Consider the following 21,092-nt stretch of genomic DNA (forward strand, 5'->3'; position numbering starts at 1 on the left):
AGGGAGCAGCATGGGTTTGCTGGGTGATTTATGGGCATTTCGCGGTTTTGTGTTGAGCAGTGTCAAGCGCGAGATTCAGGCTAAATATCGCAATTCTCTGTTCGGCTTTGCCTGGATGATCATTCAGCCACTTTCGATGATCGTGGTGTATACGGTGATCTTTTCCCAGCTTATGGGTTCGCGCCTGCCTGGGGTGTCGGGCGGCTTTGCCTATTCCATTTATCTGTGCGCAGGCATTGTGACGTGGGGGTTGTTTGCAGAGACCACGCAGCGGATGGTGGGGGTGTTTGTGGATAACGCCAACCTGATCAAAAAGCTGAGCTTTCCCCGCCTGTGCCTGCCATTGATTGTGCTGCTGAGCGCCGGTTTCAATTTCTGCATCATCTTTGCTCTGTTTCTGGGGTTTCTGCTGGTTTCGGGCAACTTCCCAGGCTGGCCCTTGCTGGGGGTGCTGCCCTTGCTGCTGGTGCAGGTGATGCTGGCTATCGGGCTGGGGGGCATCCTGGGGGTGTTCAATGTGTTCTTCAGGGACGCCGGGCAGATGTTCGGCGTGCTGATCCAGTTCTGGTTCTGGTTCACGCCTATCGTTTATCCGTTTTCCATCCTGCCGGACTGGGCGGCCGCTTTGATGCGTCTTAACCCGCTGTTGCCTCTGATGGAGGGTTATCAGGGCATCATGGTGCGCGGCCTTTGGCCGAACTGGGGTGAGCTGGCACCGGTTGCACTGCTTGCTCTGTTGCTGTGCATTTATGCCGTACTGCTGTTCAGGAAGCATGCGGGCGATATGGTTGATGAACTGTAATGGGTACGATCAGGGTGTGCGGCCTGGGCAAGGCTTATCGGCAGTACGGGTCTCGCTGGCAACGGCTGGCGGAGTGGATCATTCCGTTTTCCAGACCGCGCCATAGTCTGAAATGGGTGCTGCAGGAGGTGTCCTTTTCCCTGGACCCCGGCCAGGCGGTGGGGATCATCGGCATCAACGGAGCGGGCAAGAGCACCTTGTTGAAGTTGATCACGGGGACGACACAGCCGACTGTCGGGAGCGTGTCGGTGCAAGGTCGGGTGGCAGCCCTGCTGGAGTTGGGCATGGGCTTTCACCCTGATTTCACCGGGCGCCAGAATGCGTTCATGGCGGGCCAGCTGATTGGCCTGAAGGCCAGCGAAATCCGTGAGCTGATGCCGCAGATCGAAGCCTTTGCGGAGATCGGCGATTACCTCGACATGCCGGTGCGGGTGTATTCGAGCGGGATGCAGATGCGTCTGGCCTTCAGCATTGCGACGTGCAAGCGTCCGGATGTACTGATCGTGGATGAGGCGCTGTCGGTCGGCGATGCGTATTTTCAGCACAAGAGCTTCGACCGGATTCGCCAGTTCCGCGACCAGGGGACGACGCTGCTGATCGTTTCGCACGACAAGGCAGCCATTCAGTCGATCTGCGACAGGGCCATCCTGCTCAACGCAGGCCGGGTTGCGCTGGAGGGTGAGCCTGAGGCAGTCATGGATTATTACAATGCCCTGCTCGCCGACAGCGAGAATGCCCAAGTGTCGCAGAAGCAGACAGCTGACGGTCGCGTGCAGACGATCTCGGGGACTGGCGAGGCGAGCGTAGAGTCGGTGGGGTTGTACAACGCGACCGGTGAAAAGGTTGAGGTGGTGCGTGTCGGCGAGCCACTGGAGTTGCGTGTTCTGGTGGCAGTGCATGCGCCGATCAGCAGCCTGGTACTGGGGTATGGCATCAAGGATCGTCTCGGACAGGTGATGTACGGCACCAATACCTGGCATACCGGGCAGGTTGTCGAGCAGCCGGAGACCGGTGGACGCTACCGGTTTTCACTCCGGTTCCCGGCCAATTTCGGGGTCGGCAGCTATTCGGTGCAACTCGCGCTGGTGGACCGGGATACTCATTTGTCGAAGAACTATGAGTGGCGCGATCTGGCTGTCGTGTTCAATGTTGTCAATGCAGACCGCAACAGCTTCACAGGTTGCCTGTGGAACGAGCCTGTGATTTCGATAGAGAAACAATAATGTTCATCTCCTATGCGCAGAATTTCGAAGATGTGATGTTGTGGCGTGCGCTTGGCCACGTCGAGCGCGGCTTCTATATCGACGTTGGGGCCAACCACCCGACCGAGGATTCGGTCACCCAGGCTTTCTACGAGCGCGGGTGGTCGGGCATCAATATCGAGCCGCTGGCCAAGCATGCAAGGCAGCTGGAGCAGCAACGCCCTCGCGATATCAACTTGCAGGTAGCGGTGGGTGCGGAAAACGGCGAAATCGAGCTGTTCGACACGCCGGTGCGCGGGCTGGCCACGGCTTCGGCAATTATCGCTGGGAGGCACACTGACGCCGGCCTACAGACGGTATCCAGTATCGTACCCTTGCGTCGCCTGCAGGATATCTGTGCCGAGCATGCGCCGGAGAACATCCATTTTCTGAAAATTGATGTTGAGGGGTTCGAGGCGCAGGTGCTGGCGGGGATGGATCTGCAGCGCTTTCGCCCCTGGGTGTTGCTGGTCGAGGCGACGATTCCTAATACGCGGGAAATCGATGCCAGCTGGGAGCCGGAAATTCTCGCTGCTGGCTACCGCCAGGTCTATTTCGACGGCCTTAACCGTTACTACGTACCGTTAGAGCGAGCGGACGAACTGGCAGGGCATTTCAGCTCGCCCCCTAATGTGTTCGATGCGTTCGTTCTGTCGGATCTGATCAACGAGCAGGAGAACAGCCGCACACTGGCTGCGCAGTTAGGGCAGGCGCACGCGGAGCTGAAGAAGATGGAGGTGCTCGCCCACCGCCTGGACGAGGCAGAGCAGCATATCGAGGCAATCTACGGCAGCACCTCGTGGCGTATTACGGCCCCCTTGCGCCAGGCCAGTGAGCATATCCGGCAGACCAGGCAGTGGGTGGCCAGGGATGGAGTGGATTTCTTCGTCAGTCAGGCAGCACGCATGCCCCGACTCAGACGTATGGTTGGGGCGCTTGCGCGCAAGACCGGCACCCATGCCCTGTTGTTGCGCTTGTATCACAAGGCTCAGGGGGCAAGATCGAGGATGGCTGGAGCCTTTCCTGACGACCACGTGGGGAGCCTGTGGCCGCATGTGGATGTCGCTTCCATGCCGATGATGCCACGCGTGCCGGAAGCTTCTCGGTTACATGCCGAGCCGCCGACGGTACCTGCCGTTTTCCGCATTACAGGGCATATCGAGGGACATTACAGTCTGGCTATCGTGAACCGCGGCCTGGCTCTGGGCCTTGAGAAGATCCGCGCTGGCTGTGTTGCCTTTCAGCCTTGGCACGAGATTTCCTATTCCAACCCAACCGATTTGCCCGCCCATCAGGCGGACGCGCTGCTTACCCAGATAGCGCGCAGCGAGGCATTTGCCGGACGTGATGCGGTGTCTATCGTGCACCATTATCCGATCATCAACGATGCCAACCCGGCACGGCAGCGGCTGATCTTTTTTTTCTGGGAGGAAACGGCGATTCCCACCGCCACTATCGCGCGTCTGAATGCCGAGTTCGATGGTGTGCTGGTGGCTGCGGATTTCGTGCGCCGGGCGTTGATCAACTCCGGCTGTCGCACTCCGGTCTTCATCGTGCCGCTGGGCATCGATCATCTGATTGACGGTAACGTGGCCGCGCTTGGTGATCTGAAACCGGCGGCAGGTAATCGCCTGCGCTTCCTGCATGTCTCGTCAGCATTCGAGCGCAAGGGGCCTGATACTCTGCTGCGAGCCTATCTGGATGCGTTCACGGGTGATGAGGCGGTGGAGCTGTATATCAAGACGTTCCCCAATCCGCACAACCGGGTCGCCGAGCTGCTGCACGAACTCTCCAGCGGGCTGGCTAACCCTGCCAGGGTGGTGATCGATGAGGCACCACTCGACGATAACGGGATGCTTGCGCTGTACCGCAGCGCACAGGCGATGGTTTTGCCTACACGAGGTGAAGGCTTCAATCTGCCGGCAGCAGAGGCACTGGCTCTTGGTTTACCGCTGATCGTCACAGGGCACGGGGCGCATCTCGATTTTGCTACGCAGGCCAATGCGCTGCTGACGCCCTTCCGTTTTTCCCGTTCGCAAAGCCATGTCAGCGCTGGTAACGCGTGCTGGGTGAGTGCAAATCCGGCTGATCTGGCGATGCAGATGCGCCGGTTGCGAGCCGAGATCGAGGGTGACTCTCCCAACCTCGCAGCCCGACGCGCACGCGGTGTGGAGGATGTGCGCAGCACTTATTCGTGGCAGGCGTGCGCTGCGGCCGTCGAGAAAGTATCCCATTGGCTGCAGCAGGCTCCGGCACTCGCTGAAATACGCAGTTTGTCGCTGCTCAGCCCGTGGCAGACGCGATGCGGCATCGCCGAATACAGTCACAACCTGCTCTCGGCCTTTCTCGGAAACGAGTCCTGGCGATTGCGTGTGTATTGCGATACGCGCACGGCAGAGGATGTGGGGCAGGCGGATAAGGTGGTTCATGTCCCGTCCTGGACGCCGGGAGACAACCCCTCGGTTTGTGCGACGCTCGACCTGATTGCTCAGGACCTGCCCGATACCTTGCTGGTGCAGCACCAGCCGAGTCTGTTTGTTCTGACGCCTGCCGTTTGCAGTCGGCTGGCTGCCCTGGCCAGGCAGGGCTGCGTCGTGGTCCTGGAGCTGCATTCGACGCAGCCGCTGCTCAGCGAACATCGGCTGTCGGCGCAGTCACTGGCGGCGCTACGCCAGATAGATCGGATCATTGTGCATAAGGAAGATGACCTCAATTATCTGTTGGCTCTGGGCTTGTGCAATAACGTGATGCTGCTGACGCTTGGAGTGGTGCAGCCGTTGGAGGAGAAGAAGCGCAGCCGGCGACGCAGCGACTTCAATATTCCCGATGATGCGCTGGTGATAGGCTCCTTTGGCTTCGCACTACCGCACAAGGGTGGCGATACCCTGGTTGCCGCTCTCAAGCCGCTGGCAAGCGCCAGCGGACGCAAGGTGCATCTGCTGGGCCTGAACTCGATCCTGGACGCTCGCAGTGAACAGACCCTGGGTGATTGGCAGAAAGCTGCCCGCAAACAAGGTATGGATAAAGATACGACCTGGATCAGTGATTTCCGCCCAATCGACGAGTGCCTGGATATTCTCGGGCTGGCCGATTACATCGTCTTCCCTTACAGGAACACTCGTGAGAGCGCCAGCGCAGCAGTGACCATCGGTTTGGCGACTATGCGACCCGTTCTGGTTTCGCCGCTCGATATCTTCAGTGACGTCGCCGAGTGCACGTGCACCATGACGGGCTATGGGGTCGATGACATCGTTACCTCAATCTGTCAGTTGGAAGCCGAGCCGGCCCGCGCCGCGAACTTGCTCGAACATCAGGCGCGCTGGCTGACCGAACGTGACTGGCAGCACGTTTCGGGCCGCTTGGCCGCCATGCTCGACGGGCTTCGCCGACAGCGCCAGATCGAGGCGGCTACGCACACTGCAGCAGCCTCAACGGCAATGACAACGACGCCACGCAGGCTGTTCGTCGATATTTCGGAGCTGCATTGCCGCGACGCGCGAACCGGCATCCAGCGCGTGGTGCGCAGTGTGCTCAATGAGCTGTTCACGGCACCGCCAGCCGGTTACGAAATCTGTCCTGTATTTGCCAACAAGGGGCAACCTTGGCGCCACACCGCTCATTTTGCGCCAAGCGGTGCTCCAGCCCAGAGCATTACCGAGGGAGAGGAAATCGCGGTCCGGGCCGGCGACATCTTCCTCGGCCTGGATCTCGGAGCGCACCTGTTTCCCGAGGCCGAAACCCAGTTGCACAATTTCCGCTTGGCCGGAGCGCGGGTATTCTTTGTCGTGTATGACATCATTCCGCTGCGTTACCCGCAGTTCACGATCGAGGCCATCCACACTGCCTTTGCCGAGTGGCTGCAGTCCTTGGCCCGCCAGGCTGATGGCCTGCTCTGCATCTCGGCAGCCGTTGCCGAGGATGTGCGGCAGTGGCTCGCCGAGAATGGCGCCCCGCTGCCGCATCCAGATGTGCGACATTTTCACCTCGGGGCGGATATTGAGCACTCCCTACCGTCCCGTGGCCAACCAGACGATGCCAAGGTAATTCTCGACACTCTGGCCGGCGGCCCGGTATTTCTCAGCGTCGGCACCATCGAGCCGCGCAAGGGTCAGGAGCAGACACTGGATGCCTTCGAGATGCTATGGCGAGACGGTAACAATGCTCGTCTGGTGCTAGTAGGCAAGGAAGGCTGGATGATGGAGCCGTTTGCTGCCCGGCTGCGGCAGCATTCCGAGCTGGGCCACCGCCTGCTCTGGCTTGAGGGCATCAGTGATGAGTTTCTGGAGGAAATCTATGCCAAAGCCGATTGCCTGATCGCAGGTTCGCAGACCGAAGGCTTCGGCCTGCCACTGATCGAGGCAGCCCAGCACGATTTGCCAATCATTGCCCGCGACATTCCGGTCTTTCGCGAAATCGCCGGATCACATGCATTTTATTTTTCCGGCAAGCGCCCCGAAGATTTAGCAAAAGCCTTGTATCGCTGGCTGGAGTCAAGGGCGCGTGGAACGGCACCCGCCTCTAGCGGCATGGGCTGGCTGACCTGGAAGGAGTCTACGACTATCTTGAAGGACATTCTCTTGGAGGATGTGGATTGATCGAGCCACGCTTCCCTCTTCTCAGGGGCAGCACAGTGCTGCCTGGAGCCTCCGATGACCGACGCTGATGCAAGCCTGTGCGAGAGCACGGAACCTCAGGCACCTGTCGAAGCCCAGGGACAGCAAACGGTCACGGTCCATCTGCAGAAAATCCCTCTGCTGTCCGGACTCGACTCGAATATCTTGACGCAAATCGGGATATCGATGTCTTTTCGCAAGGTTGAAAAGGGCAATTACATTCTGCACAAGGGTGGCGCGGGCGACTATCTTCTGTTCCTGCTTGCCGGGCGGCTGCGAGTGGTGGACCTGACGGAGGACGGAAGAGAAATCGGGCTATCGATTCTTTCTCCTGGAGATTATTTCGGAGAGCTTTCCATTATCGATGGACAACCTCGCTCGGCTTCGGTGGTGGCCACGGAGCATTCCCTGATTGCCCTTTTACCGGCACCCCATGCCTCCAACCTGATTTATTCCCATGCCTTGGTTGCCAAGCGGGTCATGCAACGGCTAACAGAGAAGATCCGCTCCGACTCTAATCACCGCTCCATTCTCGGCATCCAGAATGCCCATCGGCGTGTTTATGCCCTGCTGGCTCAATTGGTGAAAGTCGCACCTGGCGGCCTGGCAGTGATCGAGAATGTTCCACCTCAACAGGAAATCGCAATCATGGCCAATACCAGCCGTGAAACGGTATCCCGCGCTTTGCAGGTTCTTATACAGCAGGGTGTGGTGGAGAAAGACCTGCGCCGCCTGATCGTGCGTCATCCTGAACAGTTGAAGGCCATGATTTTTGAACAGGATAAGAATGGCGCTTAACTATTCTGCTGCTTGCGTACGGAGTTGCCTGACTCATATAGCGGCATTAATCCGCAGGTGCATTGCAGAAGAGGACAAACGCTTACACATGAAGTGGAGTTTTTGGCTGACAGTCGGTGCTTATGTGTTATGGCCTCCCATAGGAGCACTTACGCTCGTGTTCCTCATTGGCTTGGCCAAGGAATGCTGGGACCATCTTTACGGGACAGGCTTCTGCCTGCTTGATATGGCCTGCAACCTGGCTGGAATTGCAGTAGGCGCCGCCTTGGGCAGCATGGTTATGCTTGGAGCGCTTGCCTAATGCCCAAGCTCGCGGCGTTCACTCGTCTGGGGCTGGCCTTGGCTGTTTTCTGCCTGTGCATTCTGCTGGAGGGGCTGCGGCCACCCTTGATCGAGCGTCTGGATGAGGGAGTTCGCGATGCAGTTTTGCAACACGCCGCCGTGCCTGAGCTTGAGGGGCGGGTACTGTTGGTGGATGTTGACGAGGAAAGTATACGGCGCCTGGGAAACTGGCCCTGGAGTCGGGCGCTAATCGCTGATCTGATCGAGGTGCTTTTGGCAGACTACGGTGCTCGGGCCATTGGCCTGGATATCGTTTTTACCGAGCCTGGCGACGCACTCGGAGATGCTCGCCTGGCGATGCTGGCGCAACATGCCCCCCTTGCGCTGGCGCAGATCATGGATTTCACACCAAGACAGCCGCCATTGCTCAGGGGGCATCTGACGCCTCCTTATCAACCGGAAGCAGCGCTCCAGCAAGAGCTGACGGTTGCCAAGCCTGCTTATGGTTTTATCGGCAACCATGCAGTTCTCAGCGAAGCTGCACGCTGTGTGGGTAATATCGGCTATCTGCCGGATGCAGACGGTGTGTTGCGGCACTTGCCCGTTCATTCTCTTTTTGATGGCAAAAGATACCCGCTGTTCGCGCTGGCTCTGCTGGAATGCGCTGCTAATCCACTGCCTACCGGTATCAGCCTGCCCCAGCCTTCCACTGCGGGGTTGTGGCGTGTGCCTTTCAGGTATTCAGCTAGTGCTTATGTGGTGATTCCAGCCCATGAAATTCTCGCTCATACGGCTCCTGTTGAAATGGTGAAAGGCCGTCATGTGATTGTGGGTGCGTCTGCCATGAGCCTGGGGGATCGAGTCAGTACGCCCCTCGACCCTCTCACAACGGGAGCACTGGTACATGCTCAGAGCGTATCCGCACTGCTGGATGCTGCGCATGCTGACGCCCCCTCCCCCAAGGTGACTTGGTTGCTGTCATTGTGGCTGTTGCTGAGCATGGTCCTGGCAGCTCATGCTTTCAGTCGTCTGGCGGCCAGTGGCAGCTTGCTGCTGCTCAGCGCCCTCTGTCTGTCATGGATGGCAATAGCCATTGTCGGAACACGACAGGGCGCTACCTGGCCTTTCTTCACGCCCTTGGCAGGTTATGTGCTGCTGTTCCTGCTGCTTGTGCCTTATGAGTGGCGATTAGCGCAAAGACAAAGTCGCAAGGTTCTGGAAACGCTGTCGCATTATGTTGCGAAGCCTGTGCTGGATGAGTTGACCCGCCAAGGGCTTGTTTACAGTCTTGTGCCGGTACACAAAGAGATCACCGTGCTGATCGCCGATATGGAGGGCTATACCAGAAATACCTCTGCGCTGGAGTTGGAAGCGGCAGCCCAGTTGACCAAGGGTTTTCTCGATTGCCTGACCCGTCCGGTATTGGAGCATGGAGGCACTTTGGATCGTTACACCGGAGATGGCGTAGTGGCATTTTGGGGGGCGCCACTTGCTTGTCCGGATCAGGCGGACGAGGCGGTAAGCGCTGCCCTACAGATCCTTGAAGAGATTGAAATCTTCAATAAGCGCCGGTTAGCCGATGGCTTGGAAGCTGTACGGGTAAGGATTGGCATCGAGAATGGTCAGGCGTTGGTAGGCGATCTGGGTACACCGTTCCGCAGCACTTATACCGCCGTGGGCGATTGCATCAACTTCGCCTCGCGACTGGAGACCGCAGCTCGGGAATTGCCCGTCTCGCTGGTCATTGGTGCTTCGGCCAATCAGAAGCTGCAGCGGCACCAGACCTATGCAGTAGGAAGGCTGCAACTGCGGGGCACTGAAACGTGGATTGAAATATTTTCGCCTGTTCGGACCCAGCCTGGCCAACCTTCCAGGCAGATCGCTGATGCGACGCCTGGAATGCTTGGCACAGCGCCGGATCCGTGAGCCGGATTAGAACGATTTGCCGCTTTGAACACGCTTAAGGTCAGCATCGACCATCAATTTGCAGAGCTCTTCTAGCGTGGTATTCGGTGCCCACCCCAATACTGCCTTGGCTTTTTCAGGGTTGCCGATCAGCAGATCGACTTCTGCGGGGCGATAGAAGCGCGGGTTGACTTGTACCAACGTTTTGCCGGTCTTGCTGTCGATGCCGCGCTCGTTTTCTTCGCTGCCCTGCCAGTCAAGCTGGATGTCTACGGCCTTGAAGGCCAATGAGACGAAGTCGCGCACGGTCTCGGTACGGTTGGTGGCAAGGACGAAGGTATCCGGCGTATCGACCTGCAACATGCGCCACATACCTTCGACGTATTCCTTGGCGTAGCCCCAGTCACGCTTGGCGGCGAGGTTGCCCAGTTCCAGGCTGTCCTGCTTGCCCAGGGAAATACGCGCCGCCGCATCGGTGATCTTGCGGGTGACGAATTCCTTGCCGCGCAGCGGGGACTCGTGGTTGAAGAGGATGCCGCTGGTACCGAAGATGCCGTAGGACTCGCGGTAGTTGACGGTCATCCAGTGGGCGTAGAGCTTGGCGGCGCCATAGGGGCTGCGCGGGTAGAACGGCGTGGCTTCGGTCTGCGGGATCTGCTGGACCTCGCCGAACATTTCCGAGGTAGAGGCCTGGTAGAAGCGGATCTTCGGATTGACGATGCGGATCGCTTCGAGCAGGTTGACCGCGCCAATCCCGGTGATTTCAGCCGTGGTGATGGGCTGGTCGAAGGAGACGCCGACAAAGCTCTGTGCTGCGAGGTTGTAGACCTCGTCAGGCTGGGCCTTCTCCATCAGGCGGATGCTTGCGCCCAGGTCGGTGAGGTCGTGTTCGACCAGTTCCAGATCCGGGTGGCCGATGGCGCCGACTTCCTCCAGGCGCCAGAAGTTCACCGAGCTGGTACGGCGGTAAGTGCCGAACACCTTGTAGCCCTTTTCCAGCAGGAGTTCGGTGAGGTATGCCCCGTCCTGGCCGGTGATGCCGGTGACGATTGCAGTCTTGCTGTTCATGCTCATTCCGTTGTTTTCCTTTCCAGGGCTCGCGCTTGTTCGCTGCGAGCCAGCCACACATTTACGTTTTCGATGCTCTGCTCGGACAGCCGTCCGGCCCAACGATTCAATACCAGAAGATTGGTGATGAAATCGTACTGGGCCTTGAGCAGGTCACGCCGCGCCTTGTATTCATTCTGCACGCTGGTCAGCACGTCGACGGCGTTGACCACGCCGTACTGAAAGCCGCGCTCAGCGGCAACGCTGGATTTTTCCGCCGATTCCAGCGCATTGCGTGAGGCGCGTATCCTTTCGATGCTGGACTGGGCCGTCAGGTAGGCGCTGGTGGTTTCCTTGACGACCTGGCGGCGAATCGCTTCCAGCTGCTGTTCGGTCGCCAGACGGTCATTGTGCAGCGAGCGCACTCGCGCCGAGGCCGAGCCGCCGCTGTAGATGGGGATCTGCAGACCGAAACTGGCGACATAGCTGTCGGAGCGCGGCGCCAGGGTGTTGTCGTAGCCCACATCGCTGCGCTGGGCGCTGAGGTTCATGCTGAGGCTGGGATAATGTGCGCCACGGCTCTCGCGCACTGCCGCATCGGCTGCGCCCAGGGCTTGTTCCCGAGCCTTGAGAGCGGGGTTGGCCGCCAGGGCGCGATCGATCCACTGATCGATGGCCTCGCCGGGAACCTGCAGTTCGACATCTTCGCGAATGCGGCTGAGCTTTTCCCCGACAGGTCTGCCGACGATCTCTGAGAGTTCTTCACGGCTGAGTCGCACCTGATTGCGCGCCTCGACTTCCTGCGCGGCCAGTGCATCGACACGTGCCTGCAGATCGAGCACGTCGGTGACCATGGCCATTTTCCTGTCGTACAGGGCATTGACGCGATCAAGATTCTTCTGGGTGGCGCGGCGCTCGGCCAGGATCAGTTCCAGCTCGTCATCGGAAGCCAGCGCGACGAAATAGCGCTGCGCGAGATCGACGGTAGCCTCGGCTTGTGCATCTACCGACTCGAACTCACCCTGACGGGCAAGCTGCTTGAACTTCTGGTAGTTCTCCCAAGCCGCCTTGTTATAGATGTGCTGACCGAGACTCAGGGCGTAGCGTTCGTTGTTGAAGCTCTCGGAGTAGCTTTCCACATCGCGGTTGGTGCGATTAAAGGAACCACTGGCGGTGACCTGTGGGAGCAGCCCACCAAAGGCTTCACGCTGGCGATCCACACCGGCCTGGGCACGCGCGTAGGCGGCCAGCACGCGGGGGTCTTCCAGGCGTGACTCGCGGTAGAGCTGCATCAGGTCGGCGGCATACTCATTGGCGCTGATACTGGCAGGCGCTGGCGGCAGGTTGTCAGGCTCCTGGGCATGGGCGTGAGCAACGAAGACGGCCAGGAGCAGGCTGACGGCTATTCGCACGATCAATCCTCGATCATCGATTTGGCAAAGGCGTCGGTCGCCGGCGATACCAGGTACTGGAGCATGGTGCGTTCACCGGTATTGATCAGGACTTCAGCAGGCATGCCGGGCTGCAATTGCAGTGAGCCGAGCGCACGGGTGCCTTCTTCGGTCAGCACCACACGCGCCAGGTAATAGGGCATGCCGGTGTCCTTGTTGATCAGACGATCGGCCGAGACATGTACGACCTCGCCCTTCATCACCGGCGTGGTAGAACTGTTGAAAGCGCTGAAGCGAATGTCGGCCTGCTTGCCGACCCGTACACGGTCGATATCGGCTGGCGATACCTGGGCCTCGACGATCAGGTCGGATTGAGCCGGAACGATGTCCAGCAGCGGCGTGCCGGGACTGATCACGCCGCCCACGGTGTGCACGGTCATGCCGATGATCATGCCGTTTTCGGGGGCACGGATGACGATACGGGTCAGGCGGTCTTCAAGGGCGGACATGCGCTCCTGCAGGTCGAACACTTTGGTCTGCACCTCGGCAAGCTGTGCGACCACTTCGGCGCTGAAGTCCTTGTTGAGCTGCAGGATCTGCAATTCGGTTTCGCTGATCTGCAGGCGGGTCTTGGTGATTTCCGACTGATGATCGGCGATCTCGGAGCGCAGCATGTTCAGTTTGCGCTCCTGGTCCAGCAGGCGCTGCTTGTCGACGAAACCTTCGGCCAGCAGATCCGCCAGCTCACCTATTTCGTCCTTGTAGGATTTTTCCAGGCTGCCCTTGGTGATGATTATCGAACGCAGGCCGCTGATCTGCTCCTTCAACTGGCCGATGCGCTTTTCCAGCACCGCCACTTCGCCGAGCCGTGAGCCTCTGCGGGCATTGAATACCTGGGTCTCGCCTTCACGTGCTTCCTGGGCACGGTGGCTGTCGCTTTCGAGCATACGGCTGTAGTCAATCGTCTCAAGACCATCACGCTCGGCCCGCAGACGCGCCTCCATGGCCTGGGCGGCAACCAGTTGGCTACGGGTGATGCCGTATTCGGCTCGCACCTGGGTATCGTCGAGGACGATCAGCGGATCGCCGGCGGAGACGACTTCGCCGTCACGGGCATGCAGCTCCTTGACGATACCGCCTTCGAGGTGCTGCACGGTTTTGCGATAGGACTGTACCGTCACGACACCGGGCGCCAGGGCTGCGCTTTCGAGCGGCGCGAAGGTGGCCCAGGTACCGAAAATACCGAAGGTGACGAATACGATCAGGAAGCCGATCAGTCGAGTCCGGTAATCGGAGGTTGGCAGGCCGGCCAGGCTATCTTCAATTGCTTTGTTCATACTGGTCATCTAGATAGTCCTGCTCAGGTACGCACTGTGGCGGCGCTGACGCTTGGAACAGCCTGGACAACAGGCTGCTGGGCGGCCTGTTGCTGTTTATTCAGTTCAGCCATGACCCGCTCACGCGGACCGTACATGGCGATTGTCCCGGCGCTCATAACCAGTAACTGATCCAGTTGGGCCAGAATGCTGGTGCGATGGGTGATGATGAAAATGGTCGCACCAGTGGCCTTGACTTGCTGGATCGCTTGCGCCAAAGCACGCTCACCCACCTCGTCGAGGTTGGAGTTGGGCTCATCGAGAATGATCAGCCGGGGTGTGCCATAGATGGCTCGCGCCAGACCGACACGCTGACGCTGCCCGCCGGAAAGGTTGACTCCGTCGCTGCCGATGACGGTGTCGTAGCCTTCGGGTAGTTGCAGGATCATTTCATGCACACCTGCGGTCTTGGCGGCGGCAATGACTTTTTCAGAGTCGATCTCGCCAAAACGGGCGATGTTTTCGCTGATGCTGCCCTCGAACAGCTCGATGTCCTGAGGCAAATAGCCTACGAAGGGCCCCAACTCCTGCTTGTCCCAGTTATTGATGTCCGCACCGTCAAGCCGTACCACGCCGTGCTGCGGTGCCCATACGCCCAGCAGGGCACGCGCCAGCGTCGATTTACCCGAGGCGCTGGGGCCGATGATGCCCACCACCGAACCTGCGGGTACCGCAAAACCAATGTTCTTCAGAATCGGTGTTTTTGAACCAGGCGCGCTGACGATCAGGTTTTCGACCAGTACATGTCCTTCGGGTGGTGGCAATGACATGCGCTGCGGCTCGGCCTGCTGAATATCCAGGATTTCGTTGAGGCGGCTGTACTGTGATCGCGCGCTGATAAAGCCTTTCCAGCTGCCGATCATCAAATCGATTGGCGCCAGTGCACGGCCCAGCAGGATGGAGCCGGCGATCATCAGGCCGGGGGTGATTTCCTGCTTGACCGCCAGGTAGGCACCCAAGCCCAGGATCAGCGATTGGACCAGCATGCGGAAGGTTTTGGACGTATTGCTGATCAAACCACCGTTGTCGCTTGCCTGCGACTGCAGTTGCAGCACTTTCTTCTGCCGCTGCCCCCAACGCCCCATCAGAGTGTGCAGCATGCCCATGGACTCGATGACTTCGGCATTGCGCAGGTTCTTGGTGGTATAGAGGCTGGCGGCAATGTTCTGCTTGTTGGCTTCGGCGATCGACTTGCCCGTGAGCCTTTCGTTAACGGCCGCAAGACACAGCAGAACGATGGCGCTGGCAATCGCCACCCAGCCGAACCATGGATGAAAGAGAAACATGACGCCAATATAGACTGGCAGCCAGGGCGCATCGAAAAACGCGAAAAGACCGTTGCCCGTGAGGAACTGACGCAACCCGGTGAGGTCATTGAGAGGCTGCGCAGAGGCGTCCATGCCACCGCTGTCCAGAGCGCGCTTGAAGCTCGCCCGATAGACATCACGGCTGAGCAGGACGTCGAGCTTGGTGCTCAGGCGAACCATGATGCGTGAACGGACCCATTCCAGCCCACCCATGGTGACCATCAGCACCGTCATGATGATTGTCAGCATTACCAGCGTGGTGATGCTGCCACTGGTAACGACACGCCCGTACACCTGGAGCATGTAGAAGGATGGCACCAGCATCAGAGCGTTGACGAACAGGCTGAAGAAACCAACCGAGATAAAGCTTCCCCTGCAGGCCTTCAGCGCGGCCTTGAGGCTGTTTTCATGTGTGCTGCGCATAGATTGGGAACTGCCAGGACGTTGAAAAGCGCGGGAGTTTAACACCGATGCTTTCTCGATTGTAGGAGCGGACCATGCCCGCGAACCGATGTCCGACGTGCTGCGCGGCTCCCTTCGCGGCCAGGGGCCGCTCCTACAGGTGTTGCGTGCTTCCAGCGTGTCTCTCACCCCCGCGCGTAGGAGCGGGCCCTGCCCGCGAACCAGTGCTCGGGCATCGGCATGGCTTCGTTCGCGGCCAGGGGCCGATCCACATGGATGGCATTGCGCCCGCGAAGCAACACGGTTGCCCGGTTGCGTCGCGCCCGGTAGAGTCTTGCGCCGCTTCCGAATGGCTGGTGAAGCCCGCCGCCCGTGCAGCCACCCTCCTTTCGCCAAACGAACACGACTTCGGAAGCCTCATGCGCGTCCTTCATTTTTTCAAAACCTACCTGCCAGACACGACCGGCGGAATCGAGCAGGTGATTTACCAGCTATCCGAAGGTGGTAGCAGCCTGGGTATCGAGAGCGAGGTGCTGACGCTGAGCGCCGATGCGCAACCCGCTCGCCTGCGCGTAGCGAACCATGAGGTGCGGCGGGCGCGGCAGGACTTCTTCATCGCCTCGACGGGCTTTTCCCGCGAAGCCTTTGCGGCGTTCAAGGAAATGGCACGCGAAGCCGACGTGGTGCATTTTCACTTCCCCTGGCCGGTGATGGATGTGGTGCATTTCGCCACGCGCCACGGCAAACCCTGCGTGGTCAGCTACCACTCCGATATCGTGCGCCAGCGCGGCTTGCTGACCTTGTATCGCCCGCTGATGATGCGCTTTCTGGCCAGCGTTGACCGGATTCTGGTGGCCTCGCCCAATTACATGCGCAGCAGCGAGGTGCTTTCGCACTTCACCGACAAGACCGAGGTGATCCCCTATGGCCTGGACCGCGCGGCCTATCCGGCACCACCTGCCGAGCGGCTGGCCCATTGGCGGGCGCGGCTGAGCGGACCGTTCTTCCTGTTCGTTGGCGTGCTGCGCTATTACAAGGGGCTGAGCTTCCTGCTGGAGGCGCTGGAGGGAACGCCCTGGCCGGTGGTGATCGCAGGCTCGGGGCCGGAGGAGGAAAACCTGAAAGAGCAGGCACGCCAGCTTGGCCTTCAGAATGTGACCTTTCTTGGGCGTATCGATGATGCGGACAAGGCCTGCCTGCTCGAACTGTGTCATGCCTTTGTGTTTCCTTCGCATCTGCGCTCGGAGGCGTTCGGCATTTCGCTGCTGGAAGCGGCCATGTACGGCAAGCCGATGATCTCCTGCGAAATCGGCACGGGTACGACGTTCGTCAATATCCATGGCGAAACCGGCCTCGCCGTGCCGCCGGCCAATCCTCCGGCCTTGCGCGAGGCCATGGGCCGCCTCTGGGGCGATCCTCAGCAAGCGCAACAGTTCGGCGCCAATGCGGCGATACGCTTCGAGCAGTCATTCACCGCCGAGCGCATGTGCGCAGAAACCGCGCGGGTATACCGTGAGATCACCCCGTAGGAGCGGGCCACGCCCGCGAACCGACGGCCTGATCTCCTGCGCGGTCCCGTTCGCGGCCAGGGGCCGCTCCTACAGGCGGGGTTCGCCCAAATGACCACACCATGAATGACCAACCCCGTAGGAGCGGGCCTTGCCCGCGAACCGACGGTCCGGTCAGAGCCAGGCCGCATCCCATAGCGGGTATTCACCCACCCGCGTGACCAAACCGGCTCTGAGTGGATTGGCCACGACATAACGCGCCATGGCCTTCAGGCTCTCATCCTGCCTGACAGCGTGATCATGGTAGCCCGGCTGCCAGAATGGCGGCACCAAGCCGCCGGCTCGATTGATCTGCCTGCCGCTGTGCGATTTCATATCCCGCATCAGCCCGTCTAGCGTTCCGTCGGTGAGGCGGAACAACCAGTGCAGATGGTCCGGCATGATCACCCAGGCACAGGATTCAACCCTGCCCTGCTGCTCGGCCTGTCTCATGACATTCACCAGTAGCCGACCCAACTGCCAGTCTAGAAACATCGGGCGCCGGTTACGCACTACGGTCGTCACCAGGTAAATCCGCCCCACCTCGGATAGCCGGCCTTTTCTAAGCGTATGTCCGTGGGCTATACGTTCCTGCATATTCCGGCCTCCTTGCCAGGTTTCGTTCGCGGCCAGGGGCCGCTCCTACAGGGGCGACGCAATCTGCCAAACCTGTAGGAGCGGGCCACGCCCGCGAACCGATGCTTCAGGGGATATGGATGCTGGCCTTGGTCCCTTTACGCGCGTATTCGCTTTGCAACGCCTGGCGCAGCTGTTCCTTGGCCGAGGCCTCGCCGTGTATCAGGCGAATCTCGCCGGGCCAATGGCGCATGCGTGTGATGAAGTTGACCAACCCGCGCTGGTCGGCATGGGCCGAGTAGCCACCGATGCTCTCGATGCCGGCGCGAATGTCGATGCGCTCGCCATCCAGCTCGACGTAGCCACCGCGCGGACCGAAGCGCTGGATGCTCTCGCCCGGCGTGCCTTTGGCTTGGTAGCCGACGAACAGGACGTTGTGCCTGGGGTCGCCGAGCATGGCCTTGAGATAGTTGACGATCCGCCCACCACTGCACATGCCGCCACCAGCGATGACGACAGCCGGACGCCCGCTTTGTGTCAGGTGCCGGACCATTCGCGTGTGGTCATCGTGGGAATCGATGGTCAGCAGTTGTTCGAAGGCCAGCGGGTTGCGTCCCTTGCGCAGCCTTTGCTGAGCTTCGGCATCCCAGAACGGCTGAAGCTCGCGATAGGCTTCGGTGAAGCGGCTGGCCAATGGTGAATCGAGGATGATCGGCAGCGCCTGCCAGCCTGCATCGGCGCCCGGCCTGCCCCGCCGGGCGCGAAAGATGATGTCTTCCAGTTCGTAGAGCAGTTCCTGGGTGCGCCCGATGCTGAACGCCGGAATCAGGACGCTGCCCTGATCGGCGAGGGCCTTTTCGATCACCGTCTGCAGACGCTGCCGGCGCAGGCGACGGTCATCGTGGTTGCGGTCGCCATAGGTGCTTTCCAGCACCACCACATCGGCGCCGTAAGGCGGCTTCGGAGCGCGCAGCAGCGGTGCGTAGGGCGCGCCGAGGTCTCCGGAGAACAGCACGCGCCTGCGCTCGCCCCGCGCTGGGTAGTACAGATCCACTTCCACATAGGCGGAGCCGATGATGTGCCCGGCACGCTGCAGGCGAATCCTCGCTGACAGGTCCGGGCTTTCGTGGAGGCTGAACCAGCTGCTGTAGGGCAGTGCGATGATGCGCTGCCGGATCAGTGCGAGGTAGCGCTCGACCTTGTGCTGGTCGCGGCTGACGCCCAGCTTGAAGGCATCCTCCAGCACGATGGGTAGCAATCTGGCAGAAGGTTCGCTGCAGAGGATCGGCCCTTTGAAGCCAGCCGCCAGCAGATAGGGAATCCGCCCCACATGGTCGATATGCACGTGGGTGGCGATAAGGGCGCGAATGCCGGTGATGTCGAAGTCGATCTGCAACCGATCCGCTCCGGCAGCACCTGCCGAAACCTCCGCCCCCTGGAACAGGCCGCAGTCGATCAGCAGGCTGTGCCGATCATCCATGCGCAGCTGGTGACAGGAGCCGGTCACCCCGTCCCGCGCACCGTGGTGAATGATTTCCATGGTTAATCCCTTAACGCTGTCTTGGAGCGGCAAAGGATAGCGTGACAGTTCGCCGTGGGCGGTTGCCCGGTTCACAGTCAGGAAGGTTACGCAAAGGATGGAGCCCATGGGCGGACTTGAACCGCCGACCTCTCCCTTACCAAGGGAGTGCTCTACCGCTGAGCTACATGGGCCTTGAGAGGGCGCGCATCATAGAGATTGCGGCAGTGCGCTACAAGCCCCCACCGGTAGGAGCGGGCCCTGTCCGCGAACAACGGATTGCACGGCGGCGGGGCCTGGGTTCGCGGGCAGGGCCCGCTCCTCGGAGAGTTGAGCAATTCAGGCCATACCCGCCCGTGAATCGCGCCCATTTCGCGCACCTTGACCCTGCCCATGGCGCCGCTTAGCCTTGCCCATCACTTCGCCTCAGGGACAGATGCAATGCTGCGCACACTTACGCTGGCACTCGCAGCCACCGCCGCCATATCGGGATCGGCCTGGGCCGAACCGTCCGCTGCGCTTGCCCCGCGCACCGATCTGGTCAGCATTTATCGGCAGGCCGTGGAAAACAACGCGGACCTTGCGGCGGCACGCGCCCAGTTCGAGGCGATTCGCGAAGCCGTGCCTCAGGCTCGGGCCGGCTTGCTGCCTAATCTGCGCGCCGGTGCCGAGCTGAGCGATACCCGCACCGGGGTCGATACCAGTGCCGGCTCGCGCACGCTGTCACGCAACGGCACGGTTTATCAGGCGACCCTGAGCCAGCCGATCTTTCGCGCCGACCGCTGGTTTCAACTGCAGGCCGCCGAGGCGATCAGCGAACAGGCGGCACTGGAGTTTTCAGCTGCCGAGCAGAACCTGATTCTGCAAAGCGCCCTGGCCTATTTCGCCGTGTTGCGCGCGCAGGACAACCTGGCGGCGGTCAAGGCCGAGGAAGCCGCCTTCAAGCGTCAGCTCGATCAGGCCAACGAACGTTTCGAGGTGGGCCTTTCCGACCGCACCGATACACTGGAGGCCCAAGCCGGTTTCGATACCGCGCGAGCCAACCGGATGGTCGCCGAGCGGCAGGTTGAGGATGCCTTCCAGGCGCTGTACACGCTGACCAATCGCAACCATGTGGCGCTGGAGGGCATCGAGCACAGCCTGCCGGTGTTGCCACCGACGCCCAACGATGCCAGCCGCTGGGTCGATACCGCGATGCAGCAGAACCTGACCCTGCTGGCGGTGGATCAGGCCGTCAATGCCGCCGGCGAAACCCTGCGCCAGCGCCGTTCCGGCCATGCGCCGACGCTGGATGCGGTGGCCGCCTACCGCAAGGGCGACAATGACAGCCTGGGCTTTGCCAACAGCGGCATGAGCGATGTGCTGCCGGGCTATCCGCGCTACAACGGCAACGTCGAACAGGGCAGCATCGGCCTGCAGTTGAATATCCCGCTCTACAGCGGCGGCATGACGAGCTCGCAGAGCCGCCAGGCGTTTCACCAACTGACCGAGGCTGAACAACGGCGCGAGAGCCTGCGCCGGCAGGTCGTGGAAAACACCCGTAACCTGCACCGTGCGGTGAACACCGATATCGAGCAGGTGCAGGCACGCCGGCAGTCGATTCTCTCCAACCAGAGTGCGCTGGAGGCTACCGAGATTGGCTATCAGGTGGGCACACGCAACATCGTCGATGTGCTCGACACCCAGCGCCGACTGTATGCGGCGGTGCGTAACTACAACAACGCGCGCTACGACTACATTCTCGACAACCTGCGGCTGAAGCAGGCCGCCGGCACCCTCAACCCCGGCGACCTGCAGGACCTTGCCACCTACCTGAAGGCCGACTACGACCCGGACAGCGACTTTCTGCCACCGGATTTTCCGAAGCCTTGAGCACCGGTTCGCGGGCGCGGCCCGCTCTTACGACGGATGGGATTGCGACGCACCTGTAGGAGCGGCCCCTGGCCGCGAACGGAACCACACCGATGACCGGCCACCGGTTCGCGGGCGTGGCCCGCTCCTACGACGGGTGGGATTGCGACGCACCTGTAGGAGCGGCCCCTGGCCGCGAACGGAACCACACCGATGACTAGCCACCGGTTCGCGGGCGTGGCCCGCTCCTACGACAGGTGGGATTGCGTCGTACCTGTAGGAGCGGCCCCTGGCCGCGAACGGAACCACACCGATGACTAGCCACCGGTTCGCGGGCGTGGCCCGCTCCTACGACGGGTGGGATTGCGTTGTACCTGTAGGAGCGGCCCCTGGCCGCGAACGGAACCACACCGATGACTAGCCACCGGTTCGCGG

Annotated in this window: 13 protein-coding genes and 1 tRNA gene; 7 read left to right on the forward strand and 7 right to left on the reverse strand. The window is 60.6% G+C overall.

The window, feature by feature from the left end:
• Positions 1-10 precede the first annotated feature (10 nt).
• From ACYCFC_RS14040 to ACYCFC_RS14060, 5 genes are all read left to right on the forward strand, one after another.
• Positions 11-802 (forward strand): ABC transporter permease, encoded by a 792-nt coding sequence (locus tag ACYCFC_RS14040; protein ID WP_181086689.1) that lies wholly within the window; start codon positions 11-13, stop codon positions 800-802.
• Positions 802-2,025 carry an ABC transporter ATP-binding protein gene (locus ACYCFC_RS14045; protein ID WP_459651983.1) on the forward strand — a complete coding sequence of 408 codons (1,224 nt, stop codon included), beginning with the start codon at positions 802-804 and terminating at the stop codon, positions 2,023-2,025. Before ACYCFC_RS14040 ends, ACYCFC_RS14045 begins: the two co-directional genes overlap by 1 nt.
• The gene (locus ACYCFC_RS14050; protein ID WP_459651984.1) at positions 1,923-6,638 is read left to right on the forward strand and encodes an FkbM family methyltransferase; all 4,716 of its coding nucleotides are present in this window, start codon (positions 1,923-1,925) and stop codon (positions 6,636-6,638) included. Before ACYCFC_RS14045 ends, ACYCFC_RS14050 begins: the two co-directional genes overlap by 103 nt.
• Before the next feature lie 54 nt (positions 6,639-6,692).
• Complete coding sequence (locus ACYCFC_RS14055) at positions 6,693-7,454, forward strand: Crp/Fnr family transcriptional regulator (protein WP_181086686.1); 762 nt, start codon at positions 6,693-6,695, stop codon at positions 7,452-7,454.
• Positions 7,455-7,754: 300 nt separating this feature from the next.
• On the forward strand, positions 7,755-9,662 hold the full coding sequence (locus ACYCFC_RS14060) for a CHASE2 domain-containing protein (protein ID WP_459651985.1): 1,908 nt from the start codon (positions 7,755-7,757) through the stop codon (positions 9,660-9,662).
• 6 nt (positions 9,663-9,668) lie between these two features.
• Here ACYCFC_RS14060 and gmd read toward each other — a convergent pair whose 3' ends face one another.
• From gmd to ACYCFC_RS14080, 4 genes are read right to left on the reverse strand one after another with little or no spacing between them, the layout of a single operon-like run.
• Positions 9,669-10,715 (reverse strand): GDP-mannose 4,6-dehydratase, encoded by a 1,047-nt coding sequence (gene gmd, locus ACYCFC_RS14065; protein WP_459651986.1) that lies wholly within the window; start codon positions 10,713-10,715, stop codon positions 9,669-9,671.
• A complete protein-coding gene (locus ACYCFC_RS14070; protein ID WP_459651987.1) occupies positions 10,712-12,106 on the reverse strand; it encodes a TolC family outer membrane protein in 1,395 nt (464 codons plus the stop codon). The genes gmd and ACYCFC_RS14070 overlap by 4 nt, the downstream gene beginning before the upstream one ends.
• Positions 12,103-13,416 carry an HlyD family type I secretion periplasmic adaptor subunit gene (locus ACYCFC_RS14075; protein ID WP_459651988.1) on the reverse strand — a complete coding sequence of 438 codons (1,314 nt, stop codon included), beginning with the start codon at positions 13,414-13,416 and terminating at the stop codon, positions 12,103-12,105. Before ACYCFC_RS14075 ends, ACYCFC_RS14070 begins: the two co-directional genes overlap by 4 nt.
• 23 nt (positions 13,417-13,439) lie before the next feature.
• Positions 13,440-15,185 (reverse strand): type I secretion system permease/ATPase, encoded by a 1,746-nt coding sequence (locus ACYCFC_RS14080; RefSeq protein WP_181086682.1) that lies wholly within the window; start codon positions 15,183-15,185, stop codon positions 13,440-13,442.
• 398 nt (positions 15,186-15,583) lie between these two features.
• On the opposite strand from ACYCFC_RS14080, the gene ACYCFC_RS14085 reads away from it, so the two are divergent.
• Positions 15,584-16,693 carry a glycosyltransferase family 4 protein gene (locus tag ACYCFC_RS14085; RefSeq protein WP_459651989.1) on the forward strand — a complete coding sequence of 370 codons (1,110 nt, stop codon included), beginning with the start codon at positions 15,584-15,586 and terminating at the stop codon, positions 16,691-16,693.
• Between the two features lie 153 nt (positions 16,694-16,846).
• Here the strand turns inward: ACYCFC_RS14085 and ACYCFC_RS14090 are convergent, their stop codons facing one another.
• The 3 genes from ACYCFC_RS14090 to ACYCFC_RS14100 all read right to left on the reverse strand — a co-directional run bounded on the left by ACYCFC_RS14090 (position 16,847) and on the right by ACYCFC_RS14100 (position 19,000).
• On the reverse strand, positions 16,847-17,308 hold the full coding sequence (locus ACYCFC_RS14090) for an REP-associated tyrosine transposase (RefSeq protein ID WP_459651990.1): 462 nt from the start codon (positions 17,306-17,308) through the stop codon (positions 16,847-16,849).
• Between the two features lie 106 nt (positions 17,309-17,414).
• Positions 17,415-18,827 (reverse strand): MBL fold metallo-hydrolase RNA specificity domain-containing protein, encoded by a 1,413-nt coding sequence (locus ACYCFC_RS14095; RefSeq protein ID WP_459651991.1) that lies wholly within the window; start codon positions 18,825-18,827, stop codon positions 17,415-17,417.
• 98 nt (positions 18,828-18,925) lie between these two features.
• Positions 18,926-19,000, reverse strand: a tRNA-Thr gene (locus ACYCFC_RS14100).
• Positions 19,001-19,247: 247 nt separating this feature from the next.
• Here ACYCFC_RS14100 and ACYCFC_RS14105 point away from each other — a divergent pair.
• Positions 19,248-20,678 carry a TolC family outer membrane protein gene (locus ACYCFC_RS14105; protein WP_459651992.1) on the forward strand — a complete coding sequence of 477 codons (1,431 nt, stop codon included), beginning with the start codon at positions 19,248-19,250 and terminating at the stop codon, positions 20,676-20,678.
• Positions 20,679-21,092: the final 414 nt, after the last annotated feature.

This window comes from Stutzerimonas sp. NM35 (assembly GCF_054604355.1).

What these genes read in the sequence shown, in the direction of transcription:
- ACYCFC_RS14095 (WP_459651991.1), bottom strand. Translation starts at nt 18,827, where the DNA reads ATGGAAATCATTCACCACGGTGCGCGGGACGGGGTGACCGGCTCCTGT.
- ACYCFC_RS14075 (WP_459651988.1), bottom strand. Translation starts at nt 13,416, where the DNA reads ATGAACAAAGCAATTGAAGATAGCCTGGCCGGCCTGCCAACCTCCGAT.
- ACYCFC_RS14085 (WP_459651989.1), top strand. Translation starts at nt 15,584, where the DNA reads ATGCGCGTCCTTCATTTTTTCAAAACCTACCTGCCAGACACGACCGGC.
- ACYCFC_RS14055 (WP_181086686.1), top strand. Translation starts at nt 6,693, where the DNA reads ATGACCGACGCTGATGCAAGCCTGTGCGAGAGCACGGAACCTCAGGCA.
- ACYCFC_RS14105 (WP_459651992.1), top strand. Translation starts at nt 19,248, where the DNA reads ATGCTGCGCACACTTACGCTGGCACTCGCAGCCACCGCCGCCATATCG.
- ACYCFC_RS14080 (WP_181086682.1), bottom strand. Translation starts at nt 15,185, where the DNA reads ATGCGCAGCACACATGAAAACAGCCTCAAGGCCGCGCTGAAGGCCTGC.
- ACYCFC_RS14045 (WP_459651983.1), top strand. Translation starts at nt 802, where the DNA reads ATGGGTACGATCAGGGTGTGCGGCCTGGGCAAGGCTTATCGGCAGTAC.
- gmd (WP_459651986.1), bottom strand. Translation starts at nt 10,715, where the DNA reads ATGAGCATGAACAGCAAGACTGCAATCGTCACCGGCATCACCGGCCAG.
- ACYCFC_RS14060 (WP_459651985.1), top strand. Translation starts at nt 7,755, where the DNA reads ATGCCCAAGCTCGCGGCGTTCACTCGTCTGGGGCTGGCCTTGGCTGTT.
- ACYCFC_RS14040 (WP_181086689.1), top strand. Translation starts at nt 11, where the DNA reads ATGGGTTTGCTGGGTGATTTATGGGCATTTCGCGGTTTTGTGTTGAGC.
- ACYCFC_RS14090 (WP_459651990.1), bottom strand. Translation starts at nt 17,308, where the DNA reads ATGCAGGAACGTATAGCCCACGGACATACGCTTAGAAAAGGCCGGCTA.